Origin of the sequence: Micromonospora citrea, from assembly GCF_900090315.1 — a bacterium.
Lineage (GTDB): Bacteria > Actinomycetota > Actinomycetes > Mycobacteriales > Micromonosporaceae > Micromonospora > Micromonospora citrea.
The window spans coordinates 2456051-2473317 of record NZ_FMHZ01000002.1 but is presented as its reverse complement, the minus strand read 5'-3'; the positions used below and the strand labels follow the sequence as shown (position 1 = coordinate 2473317).

Below are 17267 nucleotides of genomic sequence, written 5' to 3'. Positions count from 1 at the left end.
GGCCGGTGGCCCGGGAGACTAGGCTCACGTCGGCAACTGTCCGCTTTCGCCCCGAGGGGGATTCCGTGACCAGCCCCGCCGAGCCCGCGCCCACCGAAGGGACGCAGGCCAGCCAACTGACCAAGCCGTTGCGGGAGCTCGCCGCGTTCGTGCTTCTCGGCGCGAACGCCGTGTTCCTCTTCGTCGGCCTGATCCGGTTGCTGACGCCGGCTCAGTACACCACGTTCGCCGGCCGGGCGGGCAGCGCCTTCTTCGCCTTCGTCGGCCTGGAGGCCGTGGTCCTGCCGGTGCTGGCCGTGCTGCTCGTCACGCACGTGCGTCCCGCCACCGGCAAGGCGAAACTGATCACCCAGGTGGCGCTCGTCGAGTACGCGGTCAGCGCCCTGTTCGGCGTGCTGACCATCCTCATCTGGACGGTCGACCGGCTGGCCGAGGGCGAGATCCTGGACGCCTTCCTCGGCCTGCTGACCCGGGCGGGATGGCTGGCGCTCCTCGCGCTCGCCGCGTTCGTCGTCTTCAAGATCTGGCGCACTCTGTACTACGTCCCCAAGCCGAAGCCCCAGCCCGGCGTGTACGGCCAGCCGCAGCCCGGTTGGCCGCAGCAGCAGGGCGGCTACCCGGGGCAGCCGGGTCAGCCTGGCCAGCCGGCCCCCGGCCAGCCGGGCGGCTGGGCCGCCCCCGGCACGTACGGCGCCCCGTACGGTCAGCAGCCCGGGCAGTTCGGCGGCGCGCAGCCGACTCCGCCGTTCAACCCGGCGCCGCAGTCCGGCCCGCCGGCCAACGCCGCGCCGCAGTCCGCGCCCCCGTTCGGGGCGACGCCGAGCGCCCCGCCGTTCGGGCAGCCGCCCTCGGCCGAGCCGACGCAGGCGATCCCGCGCCAGTCGGTCGAGCCCACCCAGGCGATCCCGCGCCCCACCGACGGCGATTCCGACCGCACCCAGCACATCAACCCGGGCGACAACCCCGACGCCCCCCGCTGACCGGGCGGCACCACCCGTCACCCGAGCGCCCCGCACGGTCCCGTGCGGGGCGCTCGCGCTTCCCGCCCCTCTTCGGCCGGCCGCCGGGGCCCCGGCCGGCGGGTGGTGCGCTTGTTCACGGCGCGGGCCGGGCGGGCGGGGCGGGACCGGTGAACGCTTAGGCTGGGCGGATGGTTGATCGCACCGAGCCCGGCCCGACCGACGCGAGCGTGCGGCGGGCGCTGCGTCGGGCCGCGACCGGGCGGGCGCTCGACGTCGACGAGGCCACCGCGCTGCTGGCCGCCCGGGGCGAGGCGCTGGACGAGCTGCTCGAGGTGGCGGGCGCAGTCCGCGACGCCGGGCTGCGCGAGGCCGGGCGGCCGGGCGTGGTCACGTACTCGAAGAAGGTCTTCATCCCCCTCACCCGGCTGTGCCGGGACCGCTGCCACTACTGCACCTTCGCGACGGTGCCGCACCGGCTGCCGGCTGCCTTCCTCGACCGCGACGAGGTCCTCGCCATCGCCCGGGCGGGCGCGGCCCAGGGCTGCAAGGAGGCCCTGTTCACGCTCGGCGACCGGCCCGAGGAGCGCTGGCCGGCGGCCCGACGGTGGCTGGACGAGCGCGGCTACGACTCCACTCTGGACTATCTGCGCGCGTGCGCGGTGGCGGTGCTGGAGGAGACCGGGCTGCTGCCGCACCTCAACCCGGGGGTGCTCTCCTGGTCGGAGTTGCAGCGGCTCAAGCCCGTCGCGCCCAGCATGGGGATGATGCTGGAGACCACGGCGACGCGGCTCTGGTCGGAGCCGGGCGGCCCGCACTTCGGCTCGCCCGACAAGGAGCCGGCGGTACGGCTGCGGGTGCTCGACGACGCGGGCCGGGTGGGCGTGCCGTTCACCACCGGCATCCTGATCGGCATCGGCGAGACGCCCGCCGAGCGGGTCGACGCGATCTTCGCGATCCGCCGCGCGCACCGCGAGTACGGCCACCTCCAGGAGGTGATCGTGCAGAACTTCCGCGCGAAGCCGGACACGGCGATGCGCGGCATGCCCGACGCCGAGCTGCACGACCTGGCCGCCACGGTGGCGGTGGCCCGGGTGCTGCTCGGCCCGAAGGCCCGCATCCAGGCCCCGCCGAACCTGATCGCGGGCGAGTACGACCTGCTGCTGCGCGCCGGCATCGACGACTGGGGCGGGGTCTCCCCGCTGACCCCGGACCACGTCAACCCGGAACGCCCCTGGCCGCAGATCGACGAGCTGGCCCGGCACACGGAGAAGTCCGGCTTCACGCTGCGCGAGCGGCTGACGATCTACCCCGAGTACGTGCGGGCCGGCGACCCGTGGCTCGACCCGCGCCTGTTGCCGCACGTCGGCGCGCTGGCCGACCCGGCGACCGGGCTGGCCGTCGAGGAGGCCCGGCCAGTGGGCCGCCCCTGGCAGGAACCCGACGAGACGTACGGCGGCCGGGTCGACCTGCACGCCACCATCGACACCACCGGCCGGACGGGCGACCGGCGCGGCGACTTCGACCACGTCTACGGCGACTGGTCCGAGGTGGCCGGCAAGGTCACCGCCGGCGGCGGGAGCGGGACCGGCGGCGACCTGCGGGCCGGGCTGCGGCTGGCCGCCGACGACCCGGCCGCGCTGCTGGAGCCGAGGCACGCCGACGCGGCGCTGGCGCTGTTCGCCGCCGACGGGCCGGCACTCGACGAGCTGTGCCGGCTCGCCGACGACGTCCGCCGGGCGGCGGTCGGCGACGACGTGACGTACGTGGTCAACCGCAACATCAACTTCAGCAACGTCTGCTACGTCGGCTGCCGCTTCTGCGCCTTCGCCCAGCGCGAGCGCGACGCCGACGCCTACCGGCTGTCGGTGGAGCAGGTCGCCGACCGGGCCGAGGAGGCGTGGGCGGCCGGCGCGAGCGAGGTCTGCCTCCAGGGCGGGATCGACCCGAAGCTGCCGGTGACCGTCTACGCCGACCTGGTCCGGGCGATCAAGGCACGGGTGCCGGGGATGCACGTGCACGCGTTCTCGCCGATGGAGATCGTCACCGCCGCCGCGAAGGCCGGCGTGTCGGTGCAGGAGTGGCTGACCGGGCTGCGCGAGGCCGGGCTGGACACCATCCCCGGCACCGCCGCGGAGATCCTCGACGACGACGTGCGCTGGGTGCTCACCAAGGGCAAACTGCCGGCCGCCGCCTGGGTCGACGTGGTGAGCACGGCCCACGAGCTGGGCATCCGCTCCAGCTCCACGATGATGTACGGCCACGTCGACCATCCCGGGCAGTGGCTCGCGCACTTCCGGGTGCTGGCCGGCGTGCAGGACCGCACGGGCGGGTTCACCGAGTTCGTGGCGCTGCCGTTCGTACACACCAACGCGCCGATCTACCTGGCCGGCATCGCCCGCCCGGGGCCGACCTGGCGGGAGAACCGGGTGGTGCACGCGATGGCCCGGCTGCTGCTGCACGGCCGCATCGACAACATCCAGTGCTCCTGGGTGAAGCTCGGCGACGAGGGCACGGCGGCGATGCTCCGGGGCGGCTGCAACGACCTGGGCGGCACGCTGATGGAGGAGACCATTTCCCGGATGGCCGGCTCCGGCAACGGTTCGGCGCGTACCGAGGAGCAGTTGATCGCCATTGCCGCGGCGGCGGGACGGCCAGCGCGCAGGCGCACCACCGCGTACGGTCGCCCCCGGCCCTAGGGTCGCGCCTTTTCCCGCCGCCGGCCGTACCGGTGCGAATTCACCGCCTGGTTCGTACGGCGGCCGATCGGCGTACCGGGGCCGAACACCGCGGCCGGACCGGGCCGGAAGCGAAACGGCCTCATCCACACCGGACGGGTGCGTCGGGGCCGGAGAACGGGGTCGGCCGGGACGACGAGCCGCGTACGCACCCCGGCGCCCGGGAGCGCGACGGCACCTTCCACAGTGTCGCCGGACCGGATCCGCGCATCGGCGCTGATACCGTCAGGTGGGACGAGCGGACACCGGTGAAGCGAATGCCGCGGCGGGCGGGCAGATCCCGGATCGTGCCTGGTGGAGGGAATGCGCCAGGCCTCCGTTGGGGTCGGCCGCCGCCGGTCCGCGCGGCACAGAGTCCACATCGTGGACGGGATGGCGCCGGTAGTTCATCGCTCGACGGGCGGTCGGCGCGAAGTCGCGTTAACCTGTGCCCCACCAAGATCAACGATTGTGGTGGTGGTCTTTCGGGGGTCTCCGTCGGGCGTGTCCGGTCGGGTCGGCGGAGAAGCGCCACGGGAGAAAACTCGGGCAACTCGCCGGAGAGGGCGTTACTCGGCCGGGGTCTGAATCGATATGGCAGGTTGCGAGGCCGGGCGGCCGGGTGGTCGTCCGGAGTGTTGTCGGGAGGGCGACTCCATTATCAAGTTTGGCTTGACGGCGCACGCATTACACGCGTGTAATTTGAATGGGGTTGTTCGCACGGAACGCAGCAAATCGGACCGCACGGACACGCGCGCCTTTCGCGTGGGGGGTTGCAGCGGCGATGACGCCGGTGCGCGACAAGGAGGCTTTTGATGGACGGCCAGCTTGAGGTGGCCGACCTGCTCGGAAACGCGCCGGAGTGGCAGGAGCGGGCGCTCTGCTCGCAGACCGACCCGGAGGCGTTCTTCCCCGAGAAGGGCGGCTCGACCCGCGAGGCGAAGCGAATCTGCTCGCGTTGCGAGGTCAAGACGGAATGCCTCGAATACGCTCTCGGCCACGACGAGCGGTTCGGGATCTGGGGTGGGCTCTCGGAACGGGAGCGGCGCAAGCTCAAGCGGCGGGCCGCCTGAGTGTCGCCGGGCCGGGGCGGTGGGGGCCGCCCGGCTCAGGCGCGAACGAACCGGTCGCCGTTGGCGGCGGCACCCGGCGGGCGGCTCAGGCCAACTCGTCCGGGTCGACCCCGAGCAGGTTGGCCACCTGCTCGATGATCACGTCGTGGACGAGGTCCGCGAGATCCTCGCGATCCATGGCCCGGAACTCGAGCGGGCGACGATAGAGCACGATCCGCGGCGGCACCTCCTGCCGGCCCGGCCGGCCGGGCAGCAGGCGCGCGAGCGGCACCTCGCCGTCCTCCAGCACGTCGGAGTCGTAGACGTTCAGGTCCGGCGGGACGTCCTCCACCGCGAACTCGACACCGGCCAGTTCCTTGGCGAACCGTCGTTCCAGGGTCTCGACGGTGTCCAGCACGAGGTCGTCGAAGATCTCCGCCTTCGTCCGCGCCAGCGGCACCGTCGCCGGCACCAGCCGCCCGCGCAGGCCGCGCCCGTGCCGGTCGCGGTGGGCGCGCCGGCCGGGGCCGGGGCGGCGGTGTTCCGGGCTCGTCATGAGGGACAGGTTAGCTCCCGCACCGACCTGGCCTGCGGCAGCGCCGCGGATGTGGCGCGCCGCGCCGCCGAACCGGCCGAATTGTGATCACCGCGACGGGCGTGTCGCAACGCGAAGCGGTGCGCCGGACCCGGTAATGGAGATACCCTGCCGCCGTGAGGTCACCACGGCGCTGCTCCCGTAACGGCTGCCCCCGGCAAGCGGTCGCCACGCTGACCTATGTCTACAACGAGTCGACAGCAGTGGTGGGGCCGCTGGCCGCCTTCGCCGAGCCGCACACCTACGACCTCTGCGAGCCGCACGCCCGCAGCCTCACCGCCCCACGCGGATGGGACGTCGTCCGGCACGAGGGCGAGTTCGAGCCCCCGCCGCCCACCACCGACGACCTGGTGGCCCTCGCCGAGGCCGTCCGCGAGGCCGCCCGCCCGGTGGCCCCCCGCCCGCCGGAGGACGACGAGACGCTGAACTCGGCCCCGCAGACGGGCCGCCGGGGCCACCTGCGCGTCATTCCCCCCAGCCACTGACGCACGTGGGGCGCGCGGCCACCGGCGCACGTGGGGTGCGCGGCCACTGACGCACGTGGGGCGCGCGGCCACCGGCGCATGTGAGGCGCCCGGCCGGCCCGGCCGGACGGCGGGGAGCTACAGGCGCGCCCACGCCTCGGTGAGCACCGCGCGCAGGATCTGCTCGATCTCGTCGAACTGCTGCTGCCCGGCGATCAGCGGCGGCGCGAGCTGCACCACGGGGTCGCCCCGGTCGTCGGCGCGGCAGTAGAGCCCGGCCGAGAACAGCGCCGTGGACAGGAAGCCGCGCAGCAGCCGCTCGGACTCGGCCTCGTCGAAGGTCGCCCGGGTGGCCTTGTCCTTGACCAGCTCGATGCCGTAGAAGTAGCCGTCGCCGCGCACGTCGCCGACGATCGGCAGGTCGTGCAGCTTCTCGAGGGTGGCGCGGAAGGCCGCCTCGTTGGCCCGGACGTGGCCGATCAGGTTCTCGCGGGCGAAGACCTCCAGGTTGGCCAGGGCGACCGCGCAGGAGACCGGGTGACCGCCGAAGGTCACCCCGTGGGCGAAGACTCCGGTCTCGGTCAGGAAGGGCTCCATCAGCCGCTCGCTGGCGATCATCGCGCCGAGCGGGGCGTAGCCGGAGGTGATCCCCTTCGCGGTGGTGATGATGTCGGGCTGGTACCCGTACCGGACGGCGCCGAAGTACTCGCCGAGCCGGCCCCAGGAGCAGATCACCTCGTCGGAGACGAGCAGCACGTCGTACGCGTCGCAGATCTGGCGGACCCGCTCGAAGTAGCCGGGCGGCGGCGGGAAGCAGCCGCCGGAGTTCTGCACCGGCTCCAGGAACACGGCCGCGACGGTGTCCGGCCCCTCCCGCTCGATGGCGCGGCCGATCTCGTCGGCGGCCCACCGGCCGAACGCCTCCGGGGAGTCGCCGTGCTCCGGAGCGCGGTAGAAGTTGGTGTTCGGCACCTTGATGCCGCCGGGCACGAGCGGCTCGAAGTCGCTCTTGATGCCGGGCAGGCCGGTGATCGACAGCGCCCCCATCGAGGTGCCGTGGTAGGCGACGTGGCGGCTGACCACCTTGTGCTTGTTGGGCCTGCCGGTGCGCTTGAAGTAGGCCCGGGCCAGCTTCCACGCCGCCTCGACGGCCTCCGACCCGCCGGTGGTGAAGAAGACGCGATCGAGGTCGCCGGGGGTCAGCGCCGCGATCCGCTCGGCCAGCTCGACCGCCTTGGGGTGGGCATAGGACCAGAGCGGGAAGTAGGCCAGCTCGCCCGCCTGCTTGGCGGCGGCCTCGGCCAGCTCGGCGCGCCCGTGGCCGGCGTTGACCACGAAGAGCCCCGCGAGCCCGTCCAGGTAGCGGCGGCCCTGGGCGTCCCAGACGTACGCGCCGTCGCCGCGCACGATGGTCGGCACCTCGCCGGCGGAGTAGCTCGCCATCCGCGTGAAGTGCATCCAGAGGTGGTCGGTGGCGTTCGCCATGTGAGCCCCATCGGTCCCGGGCCGGTGTGGGGTGACGCCGGCCGCTCTGCCCACGGTTATCGCACACCCTGAGCTGCAAAGGCAAGTGAAATCGGCTGTGACTTGGCACTTCTGCAACGGATTCGGAGGATGTTGAGTGTCGGAGCGACGGAATCCGCACGCTCTCGCGGTCGGTGTCCGGGCGTCCTCCGTCGCCGGCACCCGGCAACGGCCACCGCCGCCCACGTGCGGTGCCGCCCTGAGTGCGCCCGCACCCTCATCGGGCCGGGCGATCGACCCGGTCGCGAAGCTGCCGCGAGTGGGCGGGCGAGGGGTACTTGGCCGGGCCCTGTCGAGCTGAGTCGGTTACGACATCACGACACCGGGACACCGGGACACCGGGACGCCGGGACACCGGGACACCGGGACACCGGGACACCGGGACACCGGGACGCCGGGACGCCGGGACGCCGCGACGCCGGGGTGCTGGGGCGCCGGGGTGCGGCGGGCGTTTGGTTGAGTCGTTTGTGACATCAGCTCGACAGGGTGGGCGAGGTTCGGTTGCCGGCGTCATGACAGGGTGGCGTCGGGGTGCGGCGGGCGTTTGGTTGAGTCGTTTGTGACATCAGCTCGACAGGGTGGGCGAGGTTCGGTTGCCGGCGTCATGACAGGGTGGCGTCGGGGTGCGGCGGGCGTTTGGTTGAGTCGTTTGTGACATCAGCTCGACAGGGTGGGCGAGGTCAGGTCGGCGCCGTCGGCCGGGAACTTCCGGTCCCTCCCGGAGCCCGGTTCCGCCGAGACGGGGCCGCCCCGGGGAGTCGCCCGGCGTCGGCGGGCTGCTCCGGATGACGGCGGGGGTCGGCCCGCCCGGACAGCGACTCGGGCACGGTCGGGTCGGCGAGGTTGCGCAACGAGGGCCGGCGGGGCGTCAAGCGTCGCCCGCGTCCGGCGGCCGGGTGCCGGCGGCATGTCCAGGGCCTTTTCCGGGCAGCGGTCGGCCACCCGGAACGCGCGAAACAAGTCCCCGCGCGACACGGCGGTTCGGCGGCGACGCGAGCACGCAGCGTCGCTACGGTGCGCCCGAGTGTGACGTCGGCGTGGGAGGTCGGGTGTGAACGAGGTGCTGCGGGTGGCGATGGCCGAGAAGGGGGAGACGGTCGAGTCGCTGGCGGAGAAGGTGGGTGTGGACCCGAAGACGGCGGGCCGGTGGCTCGCGTCGGGTCGGATACCGCACCCCAGGACCCGGCTCGCCGTCGCCGAGGTGCTCGGCCGCGACGCCGCCGAGCTGTGGCCCGAGCCGTTCCGACGCCGTGACCTGCCCTGGTTCCGGCCGTGGGCCGAGCTCGAACAGGACGCCGTCTCGATCCGCACCTACCAGCCGCTGCTGGTGCCGGGGCTGTTGCAGACGGAAGGGTACGCCCGCGCGGTGCTGGGGACGGGCGGCCTGCTCCCGCCGGCCGAGGTGGACGAGATCGTCGCCGGTCGGGTGGCCCGGCAGGCGCTCCTGGCGCGGGAGGCTCCGCCGCAGCTCGTCGCCGTGATCGACGAGGTGGTGTTGCGGCGGCTGGTCGGCGACCGGGCGGTGATGGCCGGCCAGTTGGCCCATCTGCTGACGGTCGCCGAGCAGGAGCACGTGCAGGTGCGGGTGATCCCGGCCGAGGTGCCCTGGCACACCGGGCTCGCCGGGCCGTTCGTCCTGATCCGCCTGCCCGACGGCGCCGAGGCGGCCTATGTGGACAACCAGCTTCGCGGTCAGGTGGTGACCGAGAGTGCCGACATTGCTAGCCTGGGCGGCAGATGGGAGAGCGTGGCGGGCGAGGCGCTGCCGCGACGCCGGTCGATCGAGCTGATCAGGGAAGTGGCGACGACATGGACATGACCGACGCCCGCTGGCGCACCGCCACCCGCAGCAGCAACAACGGCGGCGACTGCGTCGAGGTGGCCGACAACCTGCCCGGCCGGGTGCTGGTCCGGGACAGCAAGGACCGCGACGGCGGCACCCTCAGCTTCGCACCCGACGCCTGGCGGGCGTTCGTCGCCTCCGTCGGGCGCGCCGGCTGATCCCGACCGGCAACCCGGTGGCCTCCGACCGGGCCGGCGGCCGGATCAGGCGGTGCCCCAGGAGTACGTCTGCTTGCGCAGCTTGAGATAGACGAACGCCTCCGTCGACAGCACGCCCTCGACCGCCCGCAGCCGCTGGAGGATCTCCAGCAGGTGGTCGTCGTTGCGGCACACCACCTCCGTCAGCAGGTCGAACGAGCCCGCCGTGATCACCACGTAGGCGACCTCGTCCAGCTCGGCGAGGCGGTCGGCCACCGCCTCCATGTCGCCGTCGGTACGCAGGCCGATCATGGCCTGGCGGGGGAAGCCGAGCTGGAGCGGGTCGGTCACGGCCACGATCTGCATCACCCCGGCGTCGAGCAGCCGCTGCACGCGCTGGCGTACCGCCGCCTCCGACAGCCCGACCGCCTTGCCGATGGTCGCGTACGGCCGGCGGCCGTCCTCCTGGAGCTGCTCGATGATCTGCTTCGCCACGTCGTCGAGCAGGGCGTGGCCGGCGCCCTCGCGGACGGTGACCCTTCGCCCGCCGTTGCCGTTGTCGTGCTGCCGGTTCGTCATCGACCGCTCCCCATGTCGGTTCCCGGGCCGCGCCGGGTGGCCTCGCACAGTTTGGCGTAATTCGTCGTCTGGAGCTATCGCCGCAACGGAATCACTTGTAAGGGAGGGGGCCTCATGTCAGGATCATTCGTCCTTTGCACCCTCCCGCCGGCGCGCCACCCTCCCCCGTCCCGCCGACGTCGACCCCCAGGAGTCGTCACATGCGCACTCGCGCTCGGTCCCTCACCCGGCGTGGACTGCTCACCGGCGCCCTCGGCTCGGCCACGCTGCTGGCCGCGGGCGGCGCGCTGGCCGGCTGCGGCACCGAGGCGGCCACCCGGAGCGGGGCCGGCTGCGTCAGCGAGGACCTGTCGGGCACCGAGAAGAAGCTGACGTTCTCCAACTGGCCGCAGTACATGGACGTCGACGAGTCCGACGGTGCGAAGCGGCCGACCCTCGACGCGTTCGTCGCGAAGACGGGCATCCAGGTGACCTACACGGAGGACGTGAACGACAACAACGAGTTCTTCGGCAAGGTGCGCAACCAGCTCGCGGGCTGCCAGAGCATCGGGCGCGACGTCGTGGTCCTCTCCGACTGGATGGCGGCGCGGCTGATCCGCCTCGGCTGGGTGCAGCAGCTCGACCGGTCGAAGCTGCCCAACGTCGCGGCCAACCTGCTGCCGTCGCTGCGCAACCGGTCCTTCGACCCGCAGGACCAGCTCGCCATTCCCTGGCAGTCCGGGCTGGCGGGCCTGGCCTACAACGGCAGGGTGACCAAGGAGATCCGTACGGTCGACGAGCTGCTCACCCGCCCCGACCTCAAGGGCAGGGTGACCGCGCTGGCCGAGATGCGCGACACCATGGGCCTGCTGCTCCAGTCGAACGGCCACGACCCGGCGAAATTCACCGCCGCGCAGTTCGACGACGCGCTGAACAAGCTCAGGAAGGCCGTGGACTCCGGCCAGATCCGCCGGTTCACCGGCAACGACTACGCGCCCGAGCTCGCCAGGGGCGACGTCGCCGCGTGCATCGGCTGGTCCGGCGACGCCATCCAGCTCGGCTTCGACGACGACAAGATCAGGTTTGTGGTGCCCGAGTCCGGGGCGATGATCTGGTCGGACAACGTGGTCGTGCCGAACAAGGCCACCCACCGGGGCAACGCCGAGCGGCTCGTCGACCACTACTACGACCCGGCGATCGCCGCGAAGCTCGCCGCGTTCGTGAACTACATCTGCCCGGTCCAGGGCGCCCAGGCCGAGATGGAGAAGATCGACCCGGAGCTGGCCGCCAACCCGCTGATCTTCCCGGACGAGGCCATCCTGGCGAGGTCCAAGGTCTTCATGGCGCTGGACGAGCAGCAGGAGCGCGAGTACGAGGGCAAGTTCCAGCGGGTCATCGGGGCGTGATCAGCATGGGCAGGGCGACCTCGGAACGCGAGACCCCGGCCGGTGACCTGCGGCTGGCCGGCCTCACCAAGCGGTACGGCGCCGCCACCGCCGTCGACGACCTCAGCCTGACCGTCCCGCAGGGCGCGTTCTTCGCCCTGCTCGGGCCGTCCGGCTGCGGCAAGACCACCACGCTGCGGATGATCGCCGGCCTGGAGGAGCCGACCAGCGGGCGGGTGCTGCTCGGCGACCGGGACGTCACCCGGCTGCGGCCGTACAAGCGGCCGGTGAACACGGTGTTCCAGAGCTACGCGCTCTTCCCGCACCTGAACGTCTTCGAGAACGTGGCCTTCGGCCTGCGCCGGCGCGGCATCCGGTCCGTCGACGACCAGGTCATGGCCATGCTCGCGCTGGTGCGGCTCGACGACCTCGGCCACCGCCGCCCAGCCCAGCTCTCCGGCGGCCAGCAACAGCGGGTCGCCCTGGCCCGCGCCCTGGTCAACCGCCCCCGGGTGCTGTTGCTGGACGAGCCGCTCGGCGCCCTCGACCTCACGCTGCGCCGGCGGATGCAGGCCGAGCTGAAGCGGATCCAGACCGAGGTCGGCGTCACGTTCGTGCACGTCACCCACGACCAGGAGGAGGCCATGACGATGGCCGACACGGTCGCGGTGATGAACGCCGGCAGGATCGAGCAACTCGGCACGCCCGCCGACCTCTACGAGTTCCCGGCCACCGGGTTCGTGGCAAACTTCCTCGGCCAGTCCAACCTGCTCGCCGGCGAGGCCACCGGCCCGGCCGGGGGCGAGGTCGCGGTCTCGGTGCACGGCGGTCGCTTCTCGGTGCCCGCCGACCGGGCCCGCGCCGACCGAGGGCCGGTCCACCTGGGCGTACGCCCGGAGAAGCTGCACCTGGTCGACTCCGCCGACCAGGTTCCCGCCGGCTGTCAGCACGTCACCGGGGTGGTCACCGACGCCTCCTACACAGGAGCCAGCACCCAGTACCTGCTGCGTACCGGCTGGGGCAGCGAGCTGTCGGTCTTCGTGGCCAACAGCGGCGCGACCGGCCCGCGCGCGGTGGGCGCGGCGGCCGTGGCGTACTGGCACCCCCGGCACGCCTTCCTGCTGGCCCGGGAGCCCGGCGAGAGAGAGGGCACGCCGGTGTGGGACGAGCCGGTCGGGGTGCCCTCGTGAGCGTGCTCACCCGCGCCGCCACGGGGTCGGGACACCCGCCGCCGCCCCGCCGCGCGCACCGGCTGCGGCCGTACCTGCTCCTGCTGCCGGGCGCGGCGTGGCTGCTCCTCTTCTTCGGGGTGCCGCTGGTGCAGCTCGCCGCCGCCAGCCTCTACGACCCCGCCGGCTCGCTCGCCACCGGGTACGCGCTGACCTGGGCGGTCGGCAACTACCCGGACGCGCTCGCGGCGTACTGGCCGCAGTTCGCCCGGTCCTTCGGCTACGCCGGCCTCGCGCTGGTGCTGGCGCTGCTGATGGGCTACCCGCTGGCGTACGCGATCGCGCAGAAGGCCGGGCGGTGGAAGAACCTGCTGCTGGTCTGCGTGGTCGCGCCGATGTTCACCAGTTTCCTGGTGCGCACGCTGGCCTGGAAGACCATCCTGTCCGACAACGGCTGGGTCGTCGGGCTGCTGCGCGACGTGCACCTGCTCGCCCCCGACGGCCGGCTGCTGGCCACCCCGGTCGCGGTGGTGCTCGGCCTGACGTACAACTTCATGCCCTTCCTGGTGCTGCCGCTGTACGCGAGCCTGGAGCGGCTCGACCCCCGGCTGCTGGAGGCGGCGAGCGACCTCTACGCCAGCCCGCTGCGGGCCTTCCGCCGGGTGACGCTGCCGCTGTCCATGCCGGGCCTGGTCGCCGGCGCGCTGCTCTTCTTCATCCCGGCCAGCGGCGACTACATCAACGCCGAACTGCTCGGCACCCCCAACGAATACATGATCGGCAACGTCATCGACTCGGCGTTCCTGGTCCGGCTGGACTATCCGCAGGGCGCGGCGCTGTCGTTCCTGCTGATGGCGGCGATCCTCGCGGTCGTCTTCGGCTGCCTGCGCCGGGCCGGTACGGACGAGGTGCCGTGATGGCCCGGATCCTCCGCCGGCTGGCCGACCGCTGGGTGACGGGCGTGGCGCTGCTGGTGCTCGGCTACCTCCTCCTGCCGGTCGCCGTCGTTGCCGCCCTGTCCTTCAACCGCCCGTCCAGCCGCCTGTCGTACGACTTCCACGAGTTCACGCTCGACAACTGGCGCAACCCGTGCGCCACCTCCGACATGTGCGACGCGGTGGTGCGCAGCGTCCAGATCGGCTTCGTCGCCACCGTGGTCGCCACGGTGCTCGGCACCCTGATGGCGTTCGCGCTGGTGCGGCACCGGTTCCGCGGCAGGTCCGGGGTCGACGTGCTGGTCCTCCTGCCGATGGCCACCCCCGAACTGGTGATGGGCACCTCGCTGCTCGCCCTCTTCGTCGCCGCCGGGGTGCCGCAGGGCTTCTGGACCGTCGTCATCGCGCACGTCATGTTCTGCCTGTCGTTCGTGGTGGTCACCGTCAGGGCGCGGCTGGCCGGGATGGACTCCCGGCTGGAGGAGGCCGCGATGGACCTCTACGCCAGCGAGTGGCAGACCTTCCGGCTGGTCACGCTGCCGTTGGTGCGGCCCGGCATCGTGGCCGCCGCGCTGCTGGCGTTCTCGCTGTCGTTCGACGACTTCATCGTCACGAACTTCAACGCGGGCACCACCGTCACGTTCCCGATGTATGTCTGGGGCGCCGCCCAGCGGGGCATCCCGCCGCAGGTCAACGTCGTCGGCACGGCCATGTTCGTGGTAGCCCTGCTGCTGGTGCTCGCCAGCACCCTGCGCGGCGGCCGGGGCCGCCGGCTCCGACCCACCCTGGAGGAACGGCAGCGATGACCCGCTACGGCCCGATGTTCGGCCCCGACGTCACCTTCCTCGGCGTCGACCGCTGCGCGCTCGACGACCCGTCGTCCTTCGCCGACGCCGACGTCGTGATCGTCGGCGCGCCCTTCGACGGCGGCACCTCGCACCGGCCGGGCACCCGGTTCGGCCCCTCCGCCATCCGCCAGGCCTGCTACCTTCCGCACGACGGCTCCCGCCCGTCCCTCGCGCTGCGCGTCGACGCGCTGCGCGACCTGCGGGTGTACGACGCCGGCGACGTCGAGATGTTCTCCGGCGACATCGAACGCTCCCTGGCCGCCCTGGAGTCGGCGGTCTTCGCGGTGTCGCGCGCCGGCGCGATCCCGGTGGTGCTCGGCGGCGACCACTCCATCGCGCTGCCCGACGCCACCGGCGTCGCCCGCCACCACGGGCCGGGCCGGGTGTCGCTGGTGCACTTCGACGCGCACGCCGACACGGGGGACATCGAGTTCGGCAGCCTGCACGGGCACGGCCAGCCGATGCGCCGGCTCATCGAGTCCGGCGCCGTACGCGGTGACCGGTTCCTCCAGCTCGGCCTGCGCGGCTACTGGCCCGGCCCGGAGACGCTGTCGTGGATGGCGGAGCAGCGGATGCGGTCGTACGAGATGACCGAGCTGGTGTCGCGCGGCCTGGACGAGTGCCTCACGGAGGCGTTCGGGATCGCGGTGGACGAGTGCGAGGGCGTCTTCCTCTCCGTGGACGTGGACGTGGTGGACCCCGGCATGGCGCCCGGCACCGGCACCCCGGAGCCCGGCGGGCTGACCTCCCGCCAGCTGCTCGACGCGGTCCGGCGCTGCTGCTACGAGCTGCCCGTCGTCGGCGTCGACGTGGTCGAGGTCGCCCCGCCGTACGACCACGCGGACATCACCGCGTACCTGGGTAACCGCGTGGTGCTGGAGGCGTTGTCGGCGATCGCCCGCCGCCGCCGCGACGCCGCCGGCGGCCCACCCTGGAACCCCCGCCAACCTGTCCTCGACGCCCGCTGACCGTAGTTGGAGTCGCCCGCCCTCGGCGGGTTCAGTCCGGGCTGCAGTTGGTCGGTGTCGCGCTGCTCTCCGGCGCCAGGGGTGCGCCACCACCTCCCGCAGCCACCGGTCGGTACGCCGGGCCGCCTCCGGCCCAGCGGTCAGGAACGCCTCGTGGGCGGCGCCGACCTGGCCCGGCTCGGGATCGCTTGTCCCAGGAACGCCGCCGTGGAGGATGGCTCCTGCCGGTGTTTACAGAACCCTTAACTCCGGCCTGAGACGGTGTCCCGGACAGCGAGGAACCACGGGGAGAACAGGCGTGCGGGTGTTGGTGGCGGACGACGAGCGGTTGCTGGCGGACACGGTCGCCGAGGGGCTGCGCCGCTTCTCGATGGCGGTCGACGTCTGCTACGACGGCGACGGCGCGCTGGAGCGGGTCGGGGTGAACCGGTACGACGTGGCCGTGCTGGACCGGGACATGCCCGGGCACACCGGCGACGAGGTGTGCCGCAGCATCACCGACTCGGGCGCGGGCACCCGGGTGCTCCTGCTCACCGCGGCGGCCGGCATTCGGGACCGGGTGGAGGGGCTCGGGCTGGGCGCCGACGACTACCTGACCAAGCCGTTCGCCTTCGCCGAGCTGGTCGCCCGGGTGCAGGCGCTCGGCCGGCGCTCCGCCCCCGCGCTGCCGCCGGTGCTGGCCCGGCACGGGGTGGTGCTCGACGTGGCCCGGCACGTCGCCACCCGGGACGGCCACCCGCTGAACCTGAGCCCGAAGGAGTTCGCCGTGCTGCACGTGCTGATGCGCGCGGGCGGCCGGGTGGTCAGCGCGGAGGAACTGCTGGAGCAGGCCTGGGACGAGTTCGCCGACCCGTTCACCAACGCCGTCCGGGTCACCGTGATGACGCTGCGCAAGAAGCTCGGCCAGCCGGCCGTCATCCACACCGTGCCGAAGGCCGGCTACCGGATCGGCGGCCCGGAGTGACCCCGCGCCGCCGCATCCTGCTGGTGGGGGTGCTCGCCCTGCTCGTCGGCTACCTCCGGCCCAGCCTGGAAAAGTGGCTGCTGACCACGGCGTGGCTGCGCGGCCGGGAGTTCTGCGACCCGCCGCTGCCCGGGTCAGGGCTGGTGTGCCAGCCGGCGCGCGACCTCGACGTGGCCCTGTACCCGCTGATCATGCTCGCGGTGCTGGTCGGCGCGGTGGTGGCGATCTGGGCCGGCGCGGTGTGGTGCCTGCGCCCGGTGCGCGACCTCGCCGAGCCCATCGCCCACGTCGGCCCGCAGAACCTCGGACACCGGATCCGCCGGCCGGGCCGGGACGAGCTGGCCCGGCTGACCGGGGCCATCGACGAGATGATGGAGCGGATCTCCGCCGGGTACGAGGGGCAGCGGCGGTTCGCCGCGAACGCCTCACACGAACTGCGCACCCCGCTGGCGGTGCAGCGGACGCTGATCGAGATCGGGATGGCCCGGACGCTCACCGGTGAGCAGATGGAACTGCTGACCGCCCAACTGCTGCAGACCAACGAGCGCAACGAGCGGCTGATCGAAGGGCTGCTCACGCTCAGCGAGAGCGACCAGGGCCTGCGCTCCCGTACGCCGCAGCGGCTCGACGAGATCGTTGCCGGGGTGCTGGCCAGCTACCAGGACCGGGCCCGGGAGGCGGGCGTGACGATCGACAGCCACCTCACGCCCCGGGTAGCGGCCGGGGAGCGGGTGCTGCTGGAGCGCCTGGTCAGCAACCTGGTGGAGAACGCGATCAAGTACAACCGGCCCGGCGGCACCCTCACCGTCGCGGTCGGCGGCACCCCGGCGCTGACCGTGGTCAACACCGGCCAGGTGGTGCCGGCCGAGGCGGTCGCCGGCCTCTTCGAGCCGTTCCGGCGGCTGGCCGCGGACCGTACCGGCCACGGCGGCGGCGCGGGCCTCGGCCTGGCCATCGCCCGCTCGATCACCCAGGCGCACGACGGCATCATCGCCGCCCGACCCGCCGAGTACGGCGGCCTGCGGGTCGAGGTCCGACTGCCGCACTGACCCGGCCGACCGGCCGGCACACAACCAGCGACGCCCCGCGCGGGGGCCGCATGAGCGGCGCCCCTTCCTCCGGCGTGCCCGGAAACCGGCGCCGCCCCGA

At 73.0% G+C, this 17267-nt stretch carries 16 protein-coding genes; 13 read left to right on the top strand and 3 right to left on the bottom strand.

Going from position 1 to position 17267, the window contains the following annotated elements; all coding sequences use genetic code 11:
- Positions 1–65 precede the first annotated feature (65 nt).
- From GA0070606_RS11220 to GA0070606_RS11210, 3 genes are all read left to right on the top strand, one after another.
- Positions 66–980, top strand: coding sequence for a hypothetical protein (locus GA0070606_RS11220; RefSeq protein WP_091097515.1), 915 nt, complete (start codon positions 66–68; stop codon positions 978–980).
- Between the two features lie 170 nt (positions 981–1150).
- Positions 1151–3658: a bifunctional FO biosynthesis protein CofGH gene (locus tag GA0070606_RS11215; protein ID WP_091097511.1), complete on the top strand. Its 2508-nt coding sequence runs from the start codon at positions 1151–1153 to the stop codon at positions 3656–3658.
- Between the two features lie 833 nt (positions 3659–4491).
- The gene (locus tag GA0070606_RS11210; protein WP_007455784.1) at positions 4492–4749 is read left to right on the top strand and encodes a WhiB family transcriptional regulator; all 258 of its coding nucleotides are present in this window, start codon (positions 4492–4494) and stop codon (positions 4747–4749) included.
- A gap of 85 nt (positions 4750–4834) precedes the next feature.
- Here GA0070606_RS11210 and GA0070606_RS11205 read toward each other — a convergent pair whose 3' ends face one another.
- A complete protein-coding gene (locus tag GA0070606_RS11205; protein ID WP_089001916.1) occupies positions 4835–5284 on the bottom strand; it encodes a metallopeptidase family protein in 450 nt (149 codons plus the stop codon).
- Positions 5285–5439: 155 nt separating this feature from the next.
- Here GA0070606_RS11205 and GA0070606_RS11200 point away from each other — a divergent pair, with 155 nt between their 5' ends.
- Positions 5440–5808, top strand: coding sequence for a DUF3499 domain-containing protein (locus tag GA0070606_RS11200; RefSeq protein WP_091097507.1), 369 nt, complete (start codon positions 5440–5442; stop codon positions 5806–5808).
- 117 nt (positions 5809–5925) lie between these two features.
- Here the strand turns inward: GA0070606_RS11200 and GA0070606_RS11195 are convergent, their stop codons facing one another.
- A complete protein-coding gene (locus GA0070606_RS11195) occupies positions 5926–7272 on the bottom strand; it encodes an aspartate aminotransferase family protein (protein ID WP_091097504.1) in 1347 nt (448 codons plus the stop codon).
- 1090 nt (positions 7273–8362) lie between these two features.
- On the opposite strand from GA0070606_RS11195, the gene GA0070606_RS11190 reads away from it, so the two are divergent.
- Together GA0070606_RS11190 and GA0070606_RS11185 are read left to right on the top strand one after the other, a co-directional pair.
- On the top strand, positions 8363–9130 hold the full coding sequence (locus GA0070606_RS11190) for a helix-turn-helix domain-containing protein (RefSeq protein WP_091097501.1): 768 nt from the start codon (positions 8363–8365) through the stop codon (positions 9128–9130).
- Positions 9121–9312, top strand: a complete 192-nt coding sequence (locus GA0070606_RS11185; RefSeq protein ID WP_091097497.1) for a DUF397 domain-containing protein — start codon at positions 9121–9123, stop codon at positions 9310–9312. The genes GA0070606_RS11190 and GA0070606_RS11185 overlap by 10 nt, the downstream gene beginning before the upstream one ends.
- Before the next feature lie 45 nt (positions 9313–9357).
- Here the strand turns inward: GA0070606_RS11185 and GA0070606_RS11180 are convergent, their stop codons facing one another.
- Positions 9358–9870: an Lrp/AsnC family transcriptional regulator gene (locus tag GA0070606_RS11180; protein WP_091097494.1), complete on the bottom strand. Its 513-nt coding sequence runs from the start codon at positions 9868–9870 to the stop codon at positions 9358–9360.
- A 200-nt stretch (positions 9871–10070) separates the two neighbouring features.
- Here GA0070606_RS11180 and GA0070606_RS11175 point away from each other — a divergent pair, with 200 nt between their 5' ends.
- The 7 genes from GA0070606_RS11175 to GA0070606_RS11145 all read left to right on the top strand — a co-directional run bounded on the left by GA0070606_RS11175 (position 10071) and on the right by GA0070606_RS11145 (position 17167).
- Positions 10071–11255: a polyamine ABC transporter substrate-binding protein gene (locus GA0070606_RS11175; protein ID WP_091097490.1), complete on the top strand. Its 1185-nt coding sequence runs from the start codon at positions 10071–10073 to the stop codon at positions 11253–11255.
- Between the two features lie 5 nt (positions 11256–11260).
- The gene (locus GA0070606_RS11170) at positions 11261–12424 is read left to right on the top strand and encodes an ABC transporter ATP-binding protein (RefSeq protein ID WP_091107591.1); all 1164 of its coding nucleotides are present in this window, start codon (positions 11261–11263) and stop codon (positions 12422–12424) included.
- On the top strand, positions 12421–13320 hold the full coding sequence (locus GA0070606_RS11165; RefSeq protein WP_091097486.1) for an ABC transporter permease: 900 nt from the start codon (positions 12421–12423) through the stop codon (positions 13318–13320). Before GA0070606_RS11170 ends, GA0070606_RS11165 begins: the two co-directional genes overlap by 4 nt.
- Positions 13320–14144, top strand: coding sequence for an ABC transporter permease (locus GA0070606_RS11160; RefSeq protein WP_091097482.1), 825 nt, complete (start codon positions 13320–13322; stop codon positions 14142–14144). Before GA0070606_RS11165 ends, GA0070606_RS11160 begins: the two co-directional genes overlap by 1 nt.
- Positions 14141–15154, top strand: a complete 1014-nt coding sequence (gene speB, locus GA0070606_RS11155) for an agmatinase (RefSeq protein WP_091097479.1) — start codon at positions 14141–14143, stop codon at positions 15152–15154. The genes GA0070606_RS11160 and speB overlap by 4 nt, the downstream gene beginning before the upstream one ends.
- Before the next feature lie 298 nt (positions 15155–15452).
- Positions 15453–16118 (top strand): response regulator transcription factor, encoded by a 666-nt coding sequence (locus tag GA0070606_RS11150; RefSeq protein ID WP_091097476.1) that lies wholly within the window; start codon positions 15453–15455, stop codon positions 16116–16118.
- Entirely contained in the window at positions 16115–17167 is a 1053-nt protein-coding gene (locus tag GA0070606_RS11145) for a sensor histidine kinase (protein ID WP_091097472.1), read from the top strand. The genes GA0070606_RS11150 and GA0070606_RS11145 overlap by 4 nt, the downstream gene beginning before the upstream one ends.
- The last annotated feature ends 100 nt before the right edge of the window (positions 17168–17267 follow it).